Consider the following 18,429-nt stretch of genomic DNA (forward strand, 5'->3'; position numbering starts at 1 on the left):
CGGAAGGGTGCGGTGACCCCGGGGTGCTCGGCCCCCGAAGAGCGCCGCCTCAGGATTCGCTCCTGCTAGCGGCGTCGCTCCGCGCGGCGGCACGTGCCACGGAAGACGCGCCCGATCTGCTCGTCGAGGGCGGCGAGGACCGTCGGTTCCGGGGTGCCGTCGGGGTCGATGTGCGTATGCAGGGCGAGCCCTTCCGTGAACGCGACGATCCGCAGGGCCTGTTCGGCGGCGTCCACGCCGCGGTCGACCTCGCCGCACTCCGTGCCGTTGCCGATGGCCCGGGCGACGCGGGAGCGGATGCCCGCGAGGGTCGCCCTCTGCACCTCGGCGAGGCGGGCGTTGTGCGCGGCCTGGTCGGCGAAGGCGCGGCGGACCAGGAACTCGGAGCGGCGGGACGCGTCCAGCGGGACCAGCTCGGCGAGGGCCTGCCGCAGCATGGCGGCGATGGTGCGCCCCTCGGCCTCGCCCTGGTTCACCAACGCGTCCACGCGCGCGGCGAACTGGCCGTTGACGTGGGTGAACGTGGCCAGCAGCATCTCGTCCTTCGCCGTGAAGTAGTGCTGCACCAGGCCCACGGACACGCCCGCTTCGGCGGCGGTGCGCGCGACGGTCACGGCGGCGAGGCCGTCCCGCACGATCAGGCGTTGGACGGCGTCGGTGATCTGCCCCTGGCGGGCCTCGTGGTCGGCGACTCTCGGCACGCGGAGACGGTACCGCGCGTGATAACCGTATGGCTATATTGCTTCCCCGACCGCGTCCGAAAGGAGCCCGGATGACTCTTCGACGTTCAACTCGCCTGCCCCGCCTGCCCTTAGCCCTGCCCTTAGCCCTGCCGTTGGCCCTCGCCTTGGCCCTTGCTCTCGCCCTCGCCCTCCCGCTGCCGCCGAGCACGGCCGACGCCGGACCGGCCGGGAACGCCCCGGCGGACGGCGGCGCCCCCGGAACCCGCGATCCGGCGCTCCAGGCCCTGGCCGAGAAGGTGGTGGCCGACCCGAACCCCAACCCGGGGGCCTTCCTCGTCGCCCGCGACGGCCCGCGCACCCGCTTCGGCGCGGCCGGGCTCGCGGACCGGGCCGCGGGGGCGCCGATGAGGACGGATCTGAAGTTCCGCTCCGGGAGCGTCACCAAGACGTTCACCGCGACGGTCGTCCTCCAGCTCGTGGCCGAGCACCGGCTGCGGCTCGACGACACCGTGCAGCGCCTGCTGCCCGACCAGGTGCGCCCCGGCAACGCGCTGTCGGGCAAGCCCATCACCGTACGGCAGCTGCTCAACCACACCAGCGGCCTGTACGACTACCTCGACGGGCTGCTCCCCCACTTCCGCCGCCTCGACCAGTACTGGCCGCGTGAGCAGTTGACCGGCATCGGCCTCGCCGGGGAGCGGTACTTCCCGACGCCCGGAACCCGGTTCCGCTACTCCAACACCAACTATCTGCTGCTCGACCTGATCGTCGAGCGGATCACCGACCGCGACCTGCGCACCAACCTCGAACGGCGCGTCCTTCGGCCGCTGCGGCTGCGGGACACCTCGTACCCGCTGGCGAGCACCGCGATCGACGGCGCCCACGTGCGCGGCTACGCGGACGTGTCGCGCCTGCTGCCGGACGTGCCGGGCGCGAGCCGGTACGACGTCACGGCGTTCAGCCCGTCCGAGGCGGGGGCGTCGGGGGCGCTGGTGACCACCGCGGCCGACGTCAGCCGCTTCTACCGGGCGCTGCTGCGGGGGCGGCTGCTGCCTCCCGCGCTGCTGCGCCGGATGCTCGACGACACCGTCCCCACCCAGGGCAGCGCGCCGCCCGCCGTGGGCTACGGCCTGGGCGTCTACGTCTACCGCACGGAGTGCGGCACCGCGTACGGCCACGGCGGGGCCGCGCCCGGGTACCTGTCCTACGTCCTCAACACCCGTGACGGGCACCACCAGCTCGTCGCCCACACCAACTGGAACTCCCTCACCGACGACAGTGTCGACAGGGACTTCTGGACCGCCTTCGAGAAGGGCTACTGCACCGGCCCGCGGCGGTCCGACGGCGACCGCGAGCGGCAGCGGACGTCCGCCTCCCTGCGCGTTTCCTGATGGCACGTCACCCACGCGGCGGGCAGAACGCCACCGGGCGGGTGACGTTCCGTCAGGCGGCGGACTCCGTCGCCCGCTTGGCCGCCTCGGCCCAGTTGAGGAACTCGCAGGCGAAGTGCCACTGGTGGCCGGTGGGGATGTGCGCCGGGGCGCCTTCGGGGAACTGGACGGTCAGACGGATGTGCAGGCCCTTCGGGGTGTCCTTGAACTCGTGCATGACCCGGCAGACCTCGGTGCCGTCCGCGAGACGGCCGGTGCCGCCGACGCGCACCGGGTAGGTGTCGTGCCCCTCCCCCGCGATGGGGACGCCGTCATGGAAGGTGAGGAAGAACCGCAGCGGGCCGTCCCCCACGGTCTCGACGATCTCGACGACGCCGGTCGCCGGGTCGGACGCGGCGACATAGTGCTCGGGGTTGGCCGCGAGCAGGGCGGCGCGGTCGGGGGCGGCCAGGCGCCCCTGCCACCAGGCGAGGAACTCGGCCGCGCCCAGCCCCTCGACGTCCAGCTCCGTGACCGCGGTGCACCACGCGCCGCGCCCGTCGCGGGCGGCCGCGCGCATGACCTCGTCCCCGGCCCGGGTCTCGGCGGCCAGCAGCTCACGCATCCGGTCGTCGCCGACGCGCCGCTTGAGCAGGGCCAGTGCCGCGCGGGAGCGCTCCAGCTCCCACTGGCGCACGTCGCGCTCTCCGTAGGCGGTTCCGTCGATGAACGTCTGGGCCCTCAGGGTGCTCCGCATGCCGTACTCCGCTTCCGCTCGTGCCGGTTGATGACGGGCTCTGGTCGGTTCGCACCCGCCCAGCCGTGACGCCGGGCGTCGCGCGGAACCGACAAGGAGAGATTCTCTCCGCTTTCGTGGCGTACTCTAACAGGAGAGATTTCCTCCGAATACGGGGGTGCAGTGGCCCGGCGGCCACCGGTCGCGCACGGACGCCCCCCGCACGGGCGGCGACGAAGGGGATGCCGAGATGAGAGCCGACGCGGCGCGCAGCAGGCGCAAGATCCTCGACGCGGCCCGCGACGTCTTCCTCGAGCGCGGCGCCGACGCACCGCTGGACCTGATCGTGCGCCGGGCCGGAATCGGCCCCGCCACCCTCTACCGGCGCTACCCCGACCGGCAGGCGCTCGTGCGCGACCTCGCCGAAGACCTGCTGACCCGGCTCGGCGAGGTCGCGCGCGCGGCCCTCGCGGAGGCGGAGCGGAGCGGCGACGCGTTCGCCGCCCTGCGCTCCTTCCTGCATGAGGCGGCGAGGATGCGCATGGGGGCGGTCGTCATCGTGCTGCTGGAACAGCTCACGCCCAGCGCCTCGCTCGTCCGCGTACGCGCCGAGACGGCAGCCGCCGCCGAGGAACTGGTGCGGGCCGCGCGCGGACAGGGCGCCCTGCGCGACGGCATCGGCCTGGGCGACCTCGTCCTGCTGTCCGTCCGCCTCGTCCGACCGCTCACGGGCCCGCTCGCCCGCCTCGACCCCGACGGCGTACTCCTCCACCGCGACCTGGACCTGGCCCTGGACGGCCTGGACGCCCGCGCCGCGCACCACGCCCCCACCACGGCGGACCACCCGGCCGAGGGCCTGTCCTTCGCGGACCTGCTGGCGGCGGCCGAGGAGCCCGACTCCGCCGCCGCGCCCAAGCGTTAGGAACGCGCGCCGCCCGCCCCGGCAGCGGCCGCGATGGCGCGCAAGCCTCCGGCGGGCTGACCCCCGTACGAAGGCAGGTTCCCGCACGAAGCCGGTTCCCCTACGAAACCGGCGCGGGGACGCGCGCGTGAACGAGGGGCGGCCACCGCCGGGACCCGCGGCGGGCCGACGCGGCGCGCGGGCCGCTCGACTTGATAGGCAAGTGAGCACTTGCCTATCGTGGAGGCATGGCCGACGACCTCTTCAAAGCCCTGGCCGACCCCACGCGCCGGACCATCCTCGACGAGCTGGCGGAGAAACCCGGGCAGACGCTGTTCGAGATCTGCTCGCGGCTGAGCATGAGGCACCAGCTCGGCATCTCCCGCCAGGGAATCTCCCAGCACCTCGCCGTCCTGGAGGCCGCCGGACTCGTCGAGACCAGGCGGGAGGGCCGCTACAAGTACCACGACCTCAACACGGCCCCGCTGCGGCGGATAGCCGAGCGCTGGCCCCCGCCCGACACCCCCACACCGGAGAAGAGCACCCCATGAAGATCCATCTGACCAGCGTCTTCGTCGACGACCAGGCCAAGGCCCTGCGCTTCTACACCGAAGTGCTCGGCTTCGTGAAGAAGCACGACGTGCCGGTGGGCGGTGAGGACCGGTGGCTGACCGTCGTCTCGCCCGACGACCCGGGCGGCACCGAACTCCTCCTGGAGCCCGCCGGTCACCCGGCCGTCAAGCCGTACCGCGACGCGCTCGTCGCCGACGGCATCCCGCTCGCCCAGTTCGCCGTCGACGACGTGACGGCGGAGTACGAGCGGCTGCGCGGCCTCGGCGTCCACTTCACCCAGGAACCCCTGGACATGGGCGAGGTCACCACCGCCGTCCTCGACGACACCTGCGGCAACCTCATCCAGATCGCGACGCAGCCCCGGTAGGCGTCAGCGGACGGGCTCCACGCCCCAGGCGGCGGCCCGGGCGGCGGCTGCCGCACGGTTGGGCAGGTCGAGCTTGGCGAGGATGTGCTCGATGTGGGTGCCCACCGTGCGCGGCGTGATGTGCAGCCGCTCGGCGATCTCCCGGTTCGTGCGGCCGGTGGTCAGCTCCCCGAGGACCTGGAGTTCCCGGGGCGAGAGCCCGCCGGGCCGCGCCGGGGCCGCCGCCGTGGCCGTGGCGGGCGGCGCGCCCGCGCCGGGGTCGACGGCCGCGGCGAGGGCCTCGGTGAGCAGGGTGACCGCGGCGCGCGCCGGACCGGTCGCGCGCCACGGCCCGCGCGTGCTGACGTTCAGCATGCCGACGTACCGGCCGTCGGCGGCGAACAGGCACTGGGCCACGCCGTCCTCGACGCCGAGCGGGGCCAGCACCTCCTGGAAGCCGGGGGACGCCGCCAGGAGGTGCCGGGGCACGTCCCCCAGCCAGAGGCCGCCCTGGTCCTGGCTGCGGAGCACGGGGTACACCGGGTCGTGGTGCAGGCGGTCCTCGATGTAGGCCGTGGCGTCGTCCGGATAGCTCCCCGCCAGCGTGGTGTGGCGCCGCCGCAGCGGATCCCACCGGGACAGGGACGCGTGGTCGTACGCCATCACCTCCGACAGCGCCGCCAGGACCGCGTCGACGCCGCTCGCCCCGCTCGTGGCGCGCCGGGCGGCCGCACGGACGCGGACGGCCGCGTCCAGGATGTCCGCCGTGCTCCGCTCCGCTGCCATCCCCCAAGGATGATCACGCGCCCGGGCCACGTCAATTTCGCGGGACCGTACACCGACCTCGGAGGGCGTCGGCGCGGACGCGTGCCAGTCGCTCGGGGACGTCGGCCGCCGGGCGCGCGCCGCGGCGCGTCAGTCGCCGAGGGCGTCGTGCACGACCTCGCCGTCCACGACCGTGAGGACGACCGGCATCGTCGGGATGTCGTGCGGGTCGGCGGCGAGCAGGTCGCCGTCGAGGACGCAGAGGTCGGCGACCTTGCCCGGCTCCAGGGAGCCCTTCCAGTCCTCGGCGAAGTCCTGCCAGGCCGCCGCGATCGTGTACGTGCGGATCGCCTCGGCCAGGCCGATGCGCTGCTCGGGGCCGCTGACCCGGCCAGCGGCCTTCGACTCGCGCAGCACCATGGTGGCCACGCCCTGGCGCCAGTCCGGGCTCGTGACGGGGGCGTCGGAGCCGCTGGCGACCCGCACTCCGGCGTCGATGGCGTCCCGGTAGGGCCAGGCGTAGGCGGCCCGCTCCGCGCCGACCAGCTCCGCCTCCATGTCGGCGACCGTCCACTTGATGGTGGGGTTCATGTTGACGCCGAAGTCGTGCGCGGCGAGCACCTTCATGCTGTACGGGGTGAGGAAGTCGCCGTGGATGACGTAGTGCCGGGCGTCGGCCCTCGGGTGCTCGGCCTGGGCGGCGGCGAAGGCGTCCGCGACGGCGTCGCAGGCCCGGTCGCCGGTGACGTGCACGCCGACCTGGTACCCGGCGACGTGGGCGTGCCGGACGATGGCCTCGATCTCGGCGGTCCGCTCGTCGTCGCTGTCGCCGCTCACGCACAGCGAGCCGCAGCCGCCGCCGACGTACGGCTCGTGCATCCAGGACGTCTTGTTGGGGACGATGCCGTCGGCGAAGACCTTCACGCCGAGGACCGCCAGGCGGCGCGGGTCGGCGTCGCCGCGGTCGCCGAGGGCGGTGAGGGTGCGGGCGAACTCCTCCGCGGTGCTGGTCATGCCGGTGGGCAGCAGCAGGACGCCGAGGCGGGCGGTCAGCTCGCCGTTCGCGAGCAGCTCCCGGTACACGTCGAGGGTCTCGGCGCCGAGCGCGCCGCGCATGATGCCGTCGCCGCCGGGGCCGAGGCCGGGCTCGGTGTAGCTGGTGATGCCGAGCCGGGCGAGCGCGGCGAGGTTCGACCTGATCGCGTCGGCGCGCTCCTGGCGGCTCAGCGGCGGCAGCGCGTTCTGGATCAGGGCCTGGGCGCCCTCGTGGAGCAGCCCGGTCGGTTCCCCGTCGGCGTCCGCGACGATGGCCCCGCCGGGCGGCGCGACGGTGTCCCGGTCGATGCCGATGAGGTCGAGGGCCCTGGAGTTGACCCAGGTGGCGTGCCCGGAGAAGGAGTACAGGACCACGGGGTGGTCCGGGCTCACGGCGTCCAGGTCGGCCCGCGAGGGCTGCCGGGCCGGATCGGCGACGCACTCGGCGAGGTAGCCGGTGTCCCAGCCGTGCCCCGTCACCCACTGCCCCGCCGGAGTCCGCCCCACGGCGTCCCGCACCGCTTCCGCCACGTCCGCGAGCGACGACACGGCGGGGTGGCTGAGGTCGAGGGAGAGCGGCGGCGTCGACATGCCGAAGGCGCAGCCGTGCAGGTGGGAGTCGTTGATGCCGGGGAGCAGCGTCCCGCCCCGCAGGTCGACGACGCGGGTGCCGGGGCCGATGAGCGGCTCGACGTCGGCGCGCTCGCCGACGGCGGTGATGATCCCGCCGGTCACCGCGAGGGCCGACGCCACGGAGAACTCCGCGTCGACCGTGACCACCCGTCCGCCGTGAAACACCAGGTCCGCATACGTATCCACAAAGGTTCCCTTCCACCACCGGGCACGCCGCGGCCGCCCGGAAACGATCTCCTGAGGACTATGGCCGCGGGCCCGCCCCGCGCACATCGGTCATCTCACCGATACGCGTCTCGTACGCGACCCGGTCGGCTGCGGGTGCGACGCGGGGGCGCCGCTGTCGTTGGGCGGGGAGGGGCCGGGGCGACCGCGGACGCCGGGCGGCCCGCACCCCGGAGCGAACCCGCCGCCGACGCCGAGGAGCGCCACGTGCACCAGGAGAACGCCAGGGATCATGGGGCCGACGGGAACCACTGGCCCCATGGGTACCGCCCGGATCGTTACGACATCAGCTTCGCCGCCGTCTGGCGGGTCCCGCTGCCCGCCGACGCCGCGTACGCGACGCTGGCCGACGTCGCCGCGTACCCCTCCTGGTGGACGCCCTTCCGCGCGGTGCGCACGGTGGGGCCGGGCGCGTGCGACGTCGTCATCAGGTCCGTGCTGCCCTACGCGCTCAGGGCCCGGCTCACGGCGGTGGTGGAGGACCCCGCGGAGCGCGTCCTGGAAGCCGCCCTCGACGGCGACGTCAGCGGGAGCGTCCGCTGGGTCGTGCTGCCCGACGGGAGCGGCGCCTGCGCGGCCCGGTTCGCCCAGCACGTCACGGTGCGCAAGGCCGCGCTGCGGCGCTGGATGCCGTTCGCCCGGCCCTTCTTCCACCTCAACCACGGCCTCGCGATGCGGGCGGGGCGCCGGGGGCTGGCCGCGCGGGCTCGGCGGGGGCGGTAGGCGGGGGTCCGGTCCCGCGGGGGCGGCCCCCGCGCCGGGGTGCGGCCGGGGTGTGTGAAGGTGGTCCCCGTTGATCCGGCCGGATGCGTGGGCGTGGCTGTGGGCGAGTGGGGCTGCGATACGCCCAGGGAGGTTCCCCGCGTCCGAACACATCTGACTGGATCTACTGGTTCTACTTGATCTACCGCATCTACTGGATCTGAGGACGTGCGGGAAACGGGGGGTTGTGAGTCAGGTGCTGTACAGCGAGCGTTCGTGGAATCCGCTGGCGCGGGCGGTGGAGCTGTCCGAGGCCGGGCTGCGGCGCGGCGGCAGGACCACGCCGCTGGACGAGCTGCACCTCGGCGCCATGGCCGAGGCGTATCTGCGCGGGAGCTGGCTCGGGGGCGGCGGGACGGAGCGCGCGCTCGACCGGCTGCCGCAGGGGCCCGGCGTGGTGCCGGTGACCCGGGTGACCGGCACGGCCGTCCCGCTGAAGGTGCGGCAGGCCGCCGAGTTCACCCGGGCGCTGGGGGACCTGGCGGTCGAGCGCTGCGGCGGCCCCAGCCAGGTGGCCGCCCTCGTCGAGCGGGCCCGCGCCGAGGGCGTGCCGCTGTGGATCGCGCGGCGGTACGCGCCGGGGCCCCTCGGGCCGATCGCCGTCGCCGTGGACCGGCGGCTCGTGCGGGTGGACGTGTGGGGCCCCCAGGCCCCCGTCGTACGGATCCGGGCGCCGCACGGCTTCTCCCGCGAGGTGCACGAGGCGTCCCAGGGCCTCAGGCTGACCGTCGGCGACACCACGGCGGCGTTGACCCTGAAGAAGAAGCTGCGCAAGTCCAGGAGCTGGGTGGAGGTGCGGCTGCCCGGGCAGGGCGGGCCGTGCTGGACGCTGCGGCGGGAGAGCGCCACGAGTTCGTCGCTGTCCCGCGACGAGCGGCGCGTGGCCCTCCTCACCCGGCCCCCGCGCAGGCGGCTGCCGGAGCCGGGCACGGTGCTGCTGCCGCTGTCCCCGGTGCGGTACGAGGGTTCCGATCCGCTGGACGCCGTGATGGCGCAGGTCTTCGCCGTCGCCTTCGGGGTCGGGGACACGACGGGCTCGGCGCGGTTCCGGCCGCAGCGGACCGCGGCGTACGGCAGTGAGCCGGTCGCCGTGGACATCAGCTGGGACCAGCCCTGGTTCAGCAACCTCGGGACGGGCAGCGACGACAACGAGGCGGGCGGGGGCGACGGCTGGGGCTCGGACGGCGGCGACGGCGGCGACAGCGGTGGGGGCGGCGACAGCGGGGGCGGCGACGGCGGCGGTGGGGGCGGCGACTAGGCGGCTGGGAGGTGCCCGCGCCGCTCGCGGGCCCGTTGGGGGCGCGCCGAGCCGTGCGCATAGACTCGGACGGCCCCGCTGCCAGGGGTGCCCTCCGCGCGCGGCGGTGGGCGGCCTGATCGTTTGACCTGTGTGTTCGACGTGTGACACGACGGTGGTGCCGTCGTCGGGAGAAGTGAGCAACCCATGGCCATGGTCGGTCTGTTCTGGATCGCCGAGGGCGACGTGTACGTGGGCGCGAAGCCGTCCGGTCTGGGCCCCGGGGTCCGGCTGACCCCCGAGGGTGTGATGGCGCTCGGCGACGGGCAGTCCGGCCTGTACCTGTGGGAGGACGTGACCGCCCTGACGGTGGCGGACGTCCCCGTGAAGTCCCTGCTGCGGCAGGTCGGCGTGGCCAAGGACGTGGCGTGGGGGACGGTGAAGGAGCTGGCCCTGCCCCTGAGCCACGGCATGGCGGGGCAGGCCCCGGCGACGATGACCGTGCGCGTGGAAACCGCTGGCGGCGGCCACGAGCTGGCGGCCTACGTCGCCGCGTCCGCCGGTTACCCCCAGACCGAGGTCGACCTGTCCCGTGCCGTGCTGGCCCGGCTCACGGAGGGCGCCGCGACCATGGCGACCACGCTGTCGGCGATGGCGGAGTGGGGGCGCGCCCGGGAGGGCGGTTCGCCTCGGGCGTCGGAGCGGGAGAGGCTGCTGCGGGAGTGGGCGGGCTGACCAGGAGGTAGGCGGGCCGACCGGCAGGGGGGGTGGGCTGACCGGCAAGGGGGCAGGCTGACCGGCAGGGGGGCCAACTGCCCCTCTGGTCGCCCCCCGAGGGCGGCGTCCCCTTGGATGTACCGCTGGACGGGCCGTTGGAAGTGCCGCGCGGGGCAGTCGTTCTCGGCTGCCCCGCCGTTCCGTTCCGGCTGGTCGCACCCGCGCGGCAGGCCGCGGCCCGATGCCGCCCCCGCGCCCCCTCCGGGGTGCTCCCCCACAGCTCGGCGGCAGCTCGCACCCGTACTTGACCGTCCGCGGTCTTGTCGTGCCCGGCGGCGTGCCCCAAGAATGCGCATGACAAAACCGAAGGACCTTCGGTCACACAGTCATCAGAGGGGACCCCCACATGAGAAAGCCTCTCGTCAGCGCCGTCTTCACCGCGTTGCTCCTCGGCGGAACGGCGATACCCGCGGCCGCCGTGAGCGACCAGGCGCCCGTGCCGGACAAGCAGGCGACGGCTCCGGCGCAGGTGAAGGCCAAGGTCAAGGTCAACACCAAGGCCGTGACCTTCGCGGGCACCGTGGCGCTGAGCAACTGCTCCGGCTCGGTCGTGCGCGTGCCCAGCTCGCAGCCGACCGACCGCGCGCTCGTCCTGTCCAACGGGCACTGCCTGGAGACCGGCTTCCCCGGCCCCGGTCAGGTCATCGTCGACCGGCCCTCGTCCCGCAGCTTCACCCTCCTGAACGCCAGCGGCGGCAACGCGGGCACCGTGCGCGCCAGCAAAGTCGCGTACGGCACCATGACGGACACCGACGTCTCGCTGTACGAACTGACCAGCACCTACCGGGACATCGAGAGCCGCTACGGCATCAAGGCCCTCGACCTCGACGCCGCGCACCCGCAGGCAGGGCGGGCCATCACCGTCGCGTCCGGCTATTGGAAGCGGATGTACAGGTGCAACGTCGACGGGTTCGCCTACCGGCTCCGCGAAGGCCGCTGGACCTGGAAGGACTCGCTCCGCTACACCCAGCCCTGCCAGGTCATCGGCGGCACCTCCGGCTCGCCGGTCATCGACGACGCCACCGGGAAGGTCGTCGCCGTCAACAACACCATCAACGAGAGCGGCCAGCGCTGCACGGACAACAACCCGTGCGAGGTCGACCAGAACGGCAACGTCACGGTCCGGCCCAACATCGGCTACGCCCAGCAGACCTACACCATCGTCCCCTGCGTCGGCACCGGCAACAAGATCGACCTGAGCCGCCCCGGCTGCACACTCCCCAAGCCCGCGGCGGAGAAGAACCGCCAGCCCGCGGACCGCTCCCCGGTACGGAACTGAGCACGGCGACCTCCCACGGCCGCCCGCTGACGGCTGAGCGCCACTGACGCGATCGGGGCGCGAGGCGGGCCGAGCCGCATAGGGCCGCACACAGGCAAGCACGGCCCGGCACCGCCAGGCACCACCCGGCACCACCCGGCAGGGCCAACGAGGCTCCCGCGCTGACAAGTTGAGGGCACGACACCTCTTCCGGCAGCGCGGGAGCCTTATTTATTACGGACCTTAAGCACCCTGCGCCCTTTTCGCGCCGTACCGGATCTTGCGGACATCCCGCGCCCGCCGCCCCGCGGCCACCTCGCCCCGCACACCCCTCGCAGCGAAGCGCGGGCACCTCACCCCCCGTACGAGCACCGGGACATGACACACAGTCACCCGCCGCCACCTCGCCGCATCCGGCGAGGTCACGCGCCGCTCGGGCCTCGCTTGCACGCATCCGCGATCAATAGTTAGGTTAGGCTTACCTCGGTTCGACGGGGGCGAAGCCATGCCTCTCCTCGTCTCCGACGGCGCCCGGCACCTCATCTCGCAGGACCTGTTCGTCGACGGCGGCGCGACGCCGCGCGCCCGAGAAAGGAAACGCTGACGTGTCCATACCCGCAGCGCCGGTGCGTCCCAGACCGGTGCATCGCGCGGCCGACCTGCTCGCCGCCTATCTGCCCGGATCCTTCTACTTCTCCTCCACGCGGGGGACGTTGCTCGCCGACGGCGTGCACGCGCGGGTCCGGTCGGGGAGCGCGGGACAGGCTTCGGCGGCGGCCGAGGCGCTCGACGCGGCCGCCGCTGCGGGGCTGCCCGAGCCCGTGGTCGCCGGAGCCGTCGGGTTCCGCCCGGAGCGGGAGTCCGGCCTGGTGGTGCCCGCCGTGGTGCGGCGCGCGGGCGCCCCCACCGCCGTGCGGGCCCCCGAGGCGGAGACCGGTGCGCGGTGGACCCTCACCCCGCGCCCCGAACCCTCGCACTACGCCCAAGGGGTGCGCCGGGCCCTGGAGTTGATCGACCGCGGCGACCTCAGCAAGGTCGTCCTCGCCCGCTGCCTCGAACTGACCGCCGACACCCCGCCGTGGGTGCCCGCGCTGCTCGCCCGCCTCGTGCGCGCCGACCCGGCCGCGTACGCCTTCGCCGCCGACGTCACCGCCCCCGGCGACCCCGCCCCGCGCACCCTCGTCGGAGCCAGCCCCGAACTCCTCGTGTCCCGGCGCGGCAGCACCGTCGTGGCCAACCCGCTGGCCGGGTCCGCCCCGCGCTCCGGTGACGAGGCCGTGGACCGCGAGCGGATCGCGCGGCTGCTCGGCTCCGCCAAGGACCTCGACGAACACGCCCACACCTCGGCGCAGGTGGCCGACGTGCTCGGCCGGTACTGCGTCGACCTCCAGGTGCCCGAGCGGCCCGAGGTGATCGGCACGCCGACGATGTGGCACCTGTCCACCCGCGTCACCGGACGCCTCGCCGACCCCACCGACCCGGCCTGCTCCGCGCTCGGCCTCGCCGAGGCCCTGCACCCGACCCCCGCGGTGTGCGGCGTGCCCCGCTCCGGGGCGCTGGACGCCATCGCCGGTCTGGAGCCGGAGGACCGCGGCTACTACGCGGGCATGGTGGGCTGGATGGGCCTCGACGGCGACGGCGAGTGGGCGGTGACCATCCGCAGCGCCGAAGTGTGCGACCGCGCGGTCCGCCTGTTCGCCGGGGCCGGGATCGTCGCGGGCTCGGATCCGGCGGCCGAACTCGCCGAGACCACCGCGAAGTTCGGCACGCTGCTGCGCGCCCTCGGCGTGACGGACGCCGCGTGAACGCCGACCACGGGCACCGACCGCGGCCTTCGGCCGGGATGCCGGGCGGGAGCCCCGCGGCGACCGCGCCCGCCCCGGAGGAGTGAGACACGCGCCCCCGCCCGGGACCCGGCCCCACCCACCGCCCACGGCACGCCCCGACCGGCGTGCCCCTCGTGCCCACTCCCCGCGCGACGCCCGGACCAGCGGCGTCACGACCACCACCACCGCCGACGCGCGCGCCGCGGCGTCGGCGCCCGTCCCCGCAGGAGCCGCCCGATGAGCCCCACGAACCCGTCCCTGTCCCCCGAGCGCGTCCGCGCGGACGTCGCGGAACTCCTCGGCTGCGACCCCGCCGAGATCGGGTCCGACGACGACCTCGTCGACCTGGGTCTGGACTCGGTGCGCATGATGACGCTGGTCGAGCGCTGGCGCGCCCAGGGCGCCACCACGCTCGAGTTCCCCGACCTGGCCGAGCGGCCCGAACTCGGCCACTGGACGGCCCTGTTGACCGGGAGCGCCGCATGAGCCCCGTCGACCACCGCCACCGGCACTTGGACCGCATCGCCGAGGTGCGCTCCGGCCGCCACGCCGAGAAGGTCGGCTACCCGATCCGGGTGCGGCGCACCGAGGTCGTCCGCACCGTCGAGGTGGGCACCGGCCTGCTGCGCGTGACCCTCGGCGGGCCCGGCACCGAGGGCTTCGAGGCGCACGCCCCGGACGAGCACGTGAAGCTGCTCTTCCCCGAGCCGGACGGCTCCCTGCGCCTTCCCGAGCCCAACGGCCTGATGCTGCGCTGGCCCCGGCCGGGCCCCACGTCGCGCGAGTACACCGTACGCCGCTACGACCCCGTCACCGGCGAGATCGACATCGACATCGCCCCGCACGCGGGCGGCCTCGCCTCCGACTGGGCGAGCGCCGTCGAGCCCGGCGCGGTCGTGCACGTCGCCGGGCCGCCCGGCGGGCTCATCGTCCCGCACTCCTACGACCGCTACCTGCTCGCGGGCGACATCACCGCGCTGCCCGCCATCGCGCGCTGGCTGGAGGAGATGCCGCGCACCGCGCGGGGCTGGGCGTTCGTCGAAGTCGCCGACGCCACCCAGGAGATCGACCTGCTCGCACCCGAGGGCGTCGAGGTGCGCTGGCTGCACCGGGGCGAGCGCCCGCCGGGCACCGGCGACGCCCTGGCCCGGGCCGTGACCGCGGTGACCGTGCCCGAGGGCGAGCGCCTGTACGTGTGGGTCGCGGGCGAGGCCGGGCAGATCAAGCCGCTGCGCCGCTGGGTCCGCGACGAGCTGGGCCTGGCGAAGGCCGACCACGACATCACCGGCTACTGGAAGCGCGGTGTCGCCGACTTCGACGAGGACGACCACTGACCCACGGGCCGCGCCGGAACCCGCACGCGCCCACCAGGAGGCCGCCGCCCACGACGGGCTCCACCGCACCACCCCCCACCCCGAACAGCCCTGAACAGCCCTGAACAGCCCCGAAGAGCCCCGAAGAGCCCCGAAGAGCAAGGAGCATCACATGTCCGTACGCAGAACGTCCGGCCTCACCGGCGCGGTGGCGCTGGCCCTGGTCCTGACCGGGTGCGGGTCCTCGGACGGAGGGTCGGACGACTCCGGCAAGGGCAGGACCCGGGTGTTCGCCGCGGACAACGGCAAGATCAAGATCCCGGAGAAGCCGAAGCGCGTCGTGGCCACCGGCTACGCCGTGCCCGCCATGATCGAGGCCCACGCGCCGCTCGTCGGGATCTCGTCGTGGAAGCGCGGCGAGGCCATGATGAGCGACAAGGACCTCGCCACGTACAAGAAGCTCCCCAAGGTGGCGGGCGAGCAGGCGACCGAGACCAACTACGAGGCCATCGCCGAGGCCGACCCCGACCTGATCGTCATCGGCGTGCCCGCGCCGGTGCTCGGCGACATCGACGTCAAGCGCCTTCAGTCCATCGCCCCGGTCGTCGCCATCGGCCCGACCGTGCCGTCCGCGTGGCGCACGCTGTCCCGCAAGCAGGCCGACGCGGCGGGCTCGCTCAAGGAGTTCGACGCCGTGCAGGCGAAGTACGAGGCCAAGGCCGCCGAGCTCAAGAAGAAGTACAAGAACGTGCTGCCGGGCCTCAAGCTGGGCCACGTCGGCGCGTACGGCGAGGTCGCCAAGGGCACCTTCCAGCGCGAGTTCGGCCGCTCCTGGGGCACCAACATCGCCGAGGACATCGGCGCCAAGTACTACGGCAAGGTGAAGAAGCCCGGGCCCGGCTCGCGCGCGGTCAGCGAGTACCCCTCCATCGAGGAGTTGCCTGCCTCGCTGCGCGACGCCGACGCCATCACCTACTCCGTGATGCCCGACGGCAGCGTGCCCAAGTCGGTGAAGTACGTCATGGACTCGAAGCTGTGGAAGAACCTGCCCGCCGTCAAGGCCGGGAAGACCTTCCCGATCCGCTACACCGAGGCCGCCACCTACGGGCAGGCCATGCAGACCCTGGACGCGATCGACACGTCGTTCGCTCCGCTCCTGAAGCGATGACCGTCGCGGGCCGCGTCACCGAGGCGGCACCCACCAGGCGGTCCCTCCCCCGGATCGGCCTGCTCGTCGGCGGGCTCGCCGTCCTCGTGGCCGTCGCCGTGCTCAGCATCGGCGTCGGCGCCCGCCACGTGCCGCCCGGCGAGGTCGTGCGGGCCCTGTTCGACTACCGGGGCACCGACGACCAGGTGATCGTGCGGGACGTGCGGGCGCCCCGCGCGCTGCTCGCCATCGCGGTGGGCGCGGCCCTCGCGGTGGCGGGCGCGCTGATCCAGACGCTGGCCCGCAACCCGCTGGCCGAGCCCGGCATCCTCGGCGTCACCGCGGGCGCCGGGTTCGCCGTCACCCTCGGCTCCGCGCTCGGCCTGACCGGGGGGCAGGCGGGTGAACTGGGCTTCTCCATCGCCGGTTCCGTGCTCGCGGCGCTGCTCGTCGCCGCGGTCGGGCGGCGGTCGCCGCTGCGCCTGGTCCTCACCGGCGTGGCCATGACCGCCGTGCTCAGCGGTGTCGCGCTCGGCCTGCGGCTGATGAGCCCGGACACCTTCGACGCGTACCGCTTCTGGTCGGTGGGCTCGCTCGCCGCCCGGGAACAGACGCCGCTGGCCCTGCCGTTGACCGCGATCGGCCTGTCCCTGGTGGGCGCGCTGCTGCTGAGCCGGGCGCTGAACGTGCTGTCCCTGGGCGACAGCGTGGCGTCCACGCTCGGTGCGGGCGTGCCCCGGGTGCGGGCCGCGACGCTGGTGCTGATCACCGTGCTCAGCGGGGCGGCGACCGCGGTGGCCGGGCCGATCCTGTTCGTCGGCCTGATCGTGCCGCACCTGGTGCGCAGGCCCGCCGGGGGCTCGGTGCCCTGGCTGATGCTCTACACGATGGTGCTCGGCCCGATCCTGCTGCTGGTCGCCGACATGGGGTCGCGCGTGCTGCTGCCCACCGGCGAGGTGCCGGTGGCCATCGTCACCGCGTTCCTCGGCGGCCCCGTGCTGATCTGGGCCGTGCGCCGCTACGGGGCGGGGACGCTGTGAACGCACTCACCACACTCAGGCAGCGCCCCGCGCTGCGGCTTCGTGCCGAGCGGCGCACGCTGGTGTTCGTCGCCGTCATGGCCGTACTCGTTCTCGGCCTCGGCCTGCTCGGGCTGTGCTACGGGGCCTCCTGGGCTACGCCCGGCGAGGTGTTCGCCTCGCTCACCGGCGCCGACCACTCCGTGGTCATCTCCGAGTGGCGGCTGCCCCGGGTGCTCGCGGGCCTGGTCTTCGGCGCGGCGCTCGGGGTGTCCGGGGCGATCTTCCAGAACCTCACCCGCAACCCGATGGGCAGCCCGGACGTCATCGGCCTGGACGCGGGCGCCTACACCGGCGCCCTGGTCGCCCTGACCGTCCTGTCGGGCACGTCCGCGCAGTTGGCCGTCGGCTCGGTGCTCGGCGGGCTCGTCGTCGCCGCCGTGATCTACGTCCTGGCGTACGACCGGGGCTTCTCCGGGCTGCGCCTGGTGGTGATCGGCATCGCCGTCAACGCGATGGTGACCGCCCTCAACTCGTGGATCGTGCTGCGCGCCGATCTGGAGGTGGCCATCGCCGCCGTCGGCTGGAGCGCGGGCTCCCTCAACGGCGTGGGCTGGTCCGACCTGACGATCCCGTTCACCGTGATCGCCGTGCTCCTGGCGTGGATGGCCACGCGGGCGCACGCCATGCACCAGGCGGCGCTCGGCGAGGCCGTCGCGGTGACCACCGGCGTCGGCCTGGACCGGCTGCGGCTGACGATGGTCCTCGTCGGCGTCGGCTGCACGGCCACGGTGACCGCCGTGGCGGGGCCGATCGCGTTCATCGCGCTCGCCGCCCCGCAGATCGGCCGTCGCCTCGCGGGCGCCGCCGGGGTGCCGCTGCTCCCGGCCGCGCTCACCGGGGCCGTGCTGCTCCAAGGCGCCGACCTGCTCGCCCAGATGCTGCTCGCGCCCGTCGCGCTGCCGGTCGGCGTGGTGAGCACCGCGATCGGCGGCTGCTATCTGATCTGGCTGCTCACCAAGGAGGTGGGGCGCGCGTGACCGCACGCCTGACCGCGCGGGAGATCACCCTGCGCTACGGAGACCGGGTGGTGTCCACGCGGCTGAGCCTCGACGTGCCCGACGGCGCGTTCACCGCCATCGTGGGCCCCAACGCCTGCGGGAAGTCCACCCTGCTGCGGGCCCTGGTGCGGCTGCTGCGCCCCGCCACGGGGCAGGTGGAGCTCGACGGCCGCGACGTCGCCGCGTACCCGACGAAGGCCCTCGCGAAACAGCTCGGGTTCCTGCCGCAGGACCCGCAGGCGCCCGACGACATCAAGGTCCGCCAGCTCGTGGGCCGCGGCCGGTTCCCGCACCAGTCGCTGCTCGGCCTGTGGTCGCCGGACGACGAGCGGGCCGTCACCGGGGCGATGGCGGCCGCGGGCGTCGCCGACCTCGCCGACCGGCCCGTGCAGGAGCTGTCCGGCGGCCAGCGGCAGCGCGTGTGGATGGCCATGGTCCTCGCCCAGCGGACGCCCTGCCTGCTGCTCGACGAGCCCACCTCGTTCCTGGACATCACGCACCAGTACCAACTGCTCGGCCTGCTGGCCAAGCTGCGCGACGAGGGCCGCACGGTCATCGCCGTCCTGCACGACATCAACCAGGCCTGCCGGTTCGCCGACCACTTGGTCGCCATGAAGAGCGGCGAGGTCATCGCCGAGGGCGAGCCCGGGGACATCGTGGACGCCGCGCTCATCAAGGACGTGTTCGACCTGCCGAGCGTCATCGTCCCCGACCCGGTCACGGGCACCCCGATGGTCGTCCCCACCCTGCAAGGAGAGTGAC

Annotated in this window: 19 protein-coding genes; 15 read left to right on the forward strand and 4 right to left on the reverse strand. The window is 74.2% G+C overall.

Annotated elements, in window-relative coordinates; all coding sequences use genetic code 11:
* Window positions 1-65 precede the first annotated feature (65 nt).
* Window positions 66-701 carry a TetR/AcrR family transcriptional regulator gene (locus ACOBQU_RS02130; RefSeq protein ID WP_423624064.1) on the reverse strand — a complete coding sequence of 212 codons (636 nt, stop codon included), beginning with the start codon at window positions 699-701 and terminating at the stop codon, window positions 66-68.
* 71 nt (window positions 702-772) lie between these two features.
* Between ACOBQU_RS02130 and ACOBQU_RS02135 the strand changes: the two genes are divergently transcribed.
* A complete protein-coding gene (locus ACOBQU_RS02135; protein ID WP_423624065.1) occupies window positions 773-2,074 on the forward strand; it encodes a serine hydrolase domain-containing protein in 1,302 nt (433 codons plus the stop codon).
* A 52-nt stretch (window positions 2,075-2,126) separates the two neighbouring features.
* Here the strand turns inward: ACOBQU_RS02135 and ACOBQU_RS02140 are convergent, their stop codons facing one another.
* Window positions 2,127-2,810 carry a hypothetical protein gene (locus ACOBQU_RS02140; protein WP_423624067.1) on the reverse strand — a complete coding sequence of 228 codons (684 nt, stop codon included), beginning with the start codon at window positions 2,808-2,810 and terminating at the stop codon, window positions 2,127-2,129.
* 229 nt (window positions 2,811-3,039) lie between these two features.
* Between ACOBQU_RS02140 and ACOBQU_RS02145 the strand changes: the two genes are divergently transcribed.
* From ACOBQU_RS02145 to ACOBQU_RS02155, 3 genes are all read left to right on the forward strand, one after another.
* Complete coding sequence (locus tag ACOBQU_RS02145) at window positions 3,040-3,711, forward strand: TetR/AcrR family transcriptional regulator (protein WP_423624069.1); 672 nt, start codon at window positions 3,040-3,042, stop codon at window positions 3,709-3,711.
* 227 nt (window positions 3,712-3,938) lie between these two features.
* Window positions 3,939-4,241: an ArsR/SmtB family transcription factor gene (locus ACOBQU_RS02150; protein ID WP_423624071.1), complete on the forward strand. Its 303-nt coding sequence runs from the start codon at window positions 3,939-3,941 to the stop codon at window positions 4,239-4,241.
* Complete coding sequence (locus tag ACOBQU_RS02155) at window positions 4,238-4,630, forward strand: VOC family protein (RefSeq protein ID WP_423624073.1); 393 nt, start codon at window positions 4,238-4,240, stop codon at window positions 4,628-4,630. Before ACOBQU_RS02150 ends, ACOBQU_RS02155 begins: the two co-directional genes overlap by 4 nt.
* Window positions 4,631-4,633: 3 nt before the next feature.
* Here the strand turns inward: ACOBQU_RS02155 and ACOBQU_RS02160 are convergent, their stop codons facing one another.
* Complete coding sequence (locus ACOBQU_RS02160; RefSeq protein WP_423624075.1) at window positions 4,634-5,395, reverse strand: response regulator transcription factor; 762 nt, start codon at window positions 5,393-5,395, stop codon at window positions 4,634-4,636.
* Window positions 5,396-5,524: 129 nt separating this feature from the next.
* A complete protein-coding gene (locus ACOBQU_RS02165) occupies window positions 5,525-7,228 on the reverse strand; it encodes an amidohydrolase (protein WP_423624076.1) in 1,704 nt (567 codons plus the stop codon).
* A 246-nt stretch (window positions 7,229-7,474) separates the two neighbouring features.
* On the opposite strand from ACOBQU_RS02165, the gene ACOBQU_RS02170 reads away from it, so the two are divergent.
* The 11 genes from ACOBQU_RS02170 to ACOBQU_RS02220 all read left to right on the forward strand — a co-directional run bounded on the left by ACOBQU_RS02170 (window position 7,475) and on the right by ACOBQU_RS02220 (window position 18,428).
* Complete coding sequence (locus ACOBQU_RS02170) at window positions 7,475-7,990, forward strand: SRPBCC family protein (RefSeq protein WP_423624078.1); 516 nt, start codon at window positions 7,475-7,477, stop codon at window positions 7,988-7,990.
* Window positions 7,991-8,216: 226 nt separating this feature from the next.
* Window positions 8,217-9,287 carry a hypothetical protein gene (locus ACOBQU_RS02175; protein ID WP_423624080.1) on the forward strand — a complete coding sequence of 357 codons (1,071 nt, stop codon included), beginning with the start codon at window positions 8,217-8,219 and terminating at the stop codon, window positions 9,285-9,287.
* 186 nt (window positions 9,288-9,473) lie between these two features.
* Window positions 9,474-10,001: a hypothetical protein gene (locus tag ACOBQU_RS02180; protein ID WP_423624081.1), complete on the forward strand. Its 528-nt coding sequence runs from the start codon at window positions 9,474-9,476 to the stop codon at window positions 9,999-10,001.
* A gap of 388 nt (window positions 10,002-10,389) precedes the next feature.
* The gene (locus ACOBQU_RS02185; protein WP_423624083.1) at window positions 10,390-11,322 is read left to right on the forward strand and encodes a S1 family peptidase; all 933 of its coding nucleotides are present in this window, start codon (window positions 10,390-10,392) and stop codon (window positions 11,320-11,322) included.
* A gap of 584 nt (window positions 11,323-11,906) precedes the next feature.
* Window positions 11,907-13,106, forward strand: a complete 1,200-nt coding sequence (locus ACOBQU_RS02190; RefSeq protein WP_423624085.1) for an isochorismate synthase — start codon at window positions 11,907-11,909, stop codon at window positions 13,104-13,106.
* 258 nt (window positions 13,107-13,364) lie between these two features.
* Complete coding sequence (locus tag ACOBQU_RS02195; RefSeq protein WP_423624087.1) at window positions 13,365-13,613, forward strand: phosphopantetheine-binding protein; 249 nt, start codon at window positions 13,365-13,367, stop codon at window positions 13,611-13,613.
* Window positions 13,610-14,461 (forward strand): siderophore-interacting protein, encoded by an 852-nt coding sequence (locus tag ACOBQU_RS02200; RefSeq protein ID WP_423624089.1) that lies wholly within the window; start codon window positions 13,610-13,612, stop codon window positions 14,459-14,461. The genes ACOBQU_RS02195 and ACOBQU_RS02200 overlap by 4 nt, the downstream gene beginning before the upstream one ends.
* Window positions 14,462-14,612: 151 nt before the next feature.
* The gene (locus tag ACOBQU_RS02205; RefSeq protein ID WP_423624090.1) at window positions 14,613-15,608 is read left to right on the forward strand and encodes an ABC transporter substrate-binding protein; all 996 of its coding nucleotides are present in this window, start codon (window positions 14,613-14,615) and stop codon (window positions 15,606-15,608) included.
* A complete protein-coding gene (locus tag ACOBQU_RS02210) occupies window positions 15,605-16,627 on the forward strand; it encodes a FecCD family ABC transporter permease (RefSeq protein ID WP_423624092.1) in 1,023 nt (340 codons plus the stop codon). Before ACOBQU_RS02205 ends, ACOBQU_RS02210 begins: the two co-directional genes overlap by 4 nt.
* Before the next feature lie 77 nt (window positions 16,628-16,704).
* Complete coding sequence (locus ACOBQU_RS02215; RefSeq protein WP_423634204.1) at window positions 16,705-17,646, forward strand: FecCD family ABC transporter permease; 942 nt, start codon at window positions 16,705-16,707, stop codon at window positions 17,644-17,646.
* A complete protein-coding gene (locus ACOBQU_RS02220; protein WP_423624094.1) occupies window positions 17,643-18,428 on the forward strand; it encodes an ABC transporter ATP-binding protein in 786 nt (261 codons plus the stop codon). Before ACOBQU_RS02215 ends, ACOBQU_RS02220 begins: the two co-directional genes overlap by 4 nt.
* Window position 18,429: the final 1 nt, after the last annotated feature.

Source organism: Streptomyces sp. G45 (assembly GCF_049542095.1).
Classification (GTDB): domain Bacteria; phylum Actinomycetota; class Actinomycetes; order Streptomycetales; family Streptomycetaceae; genus Streptomyces.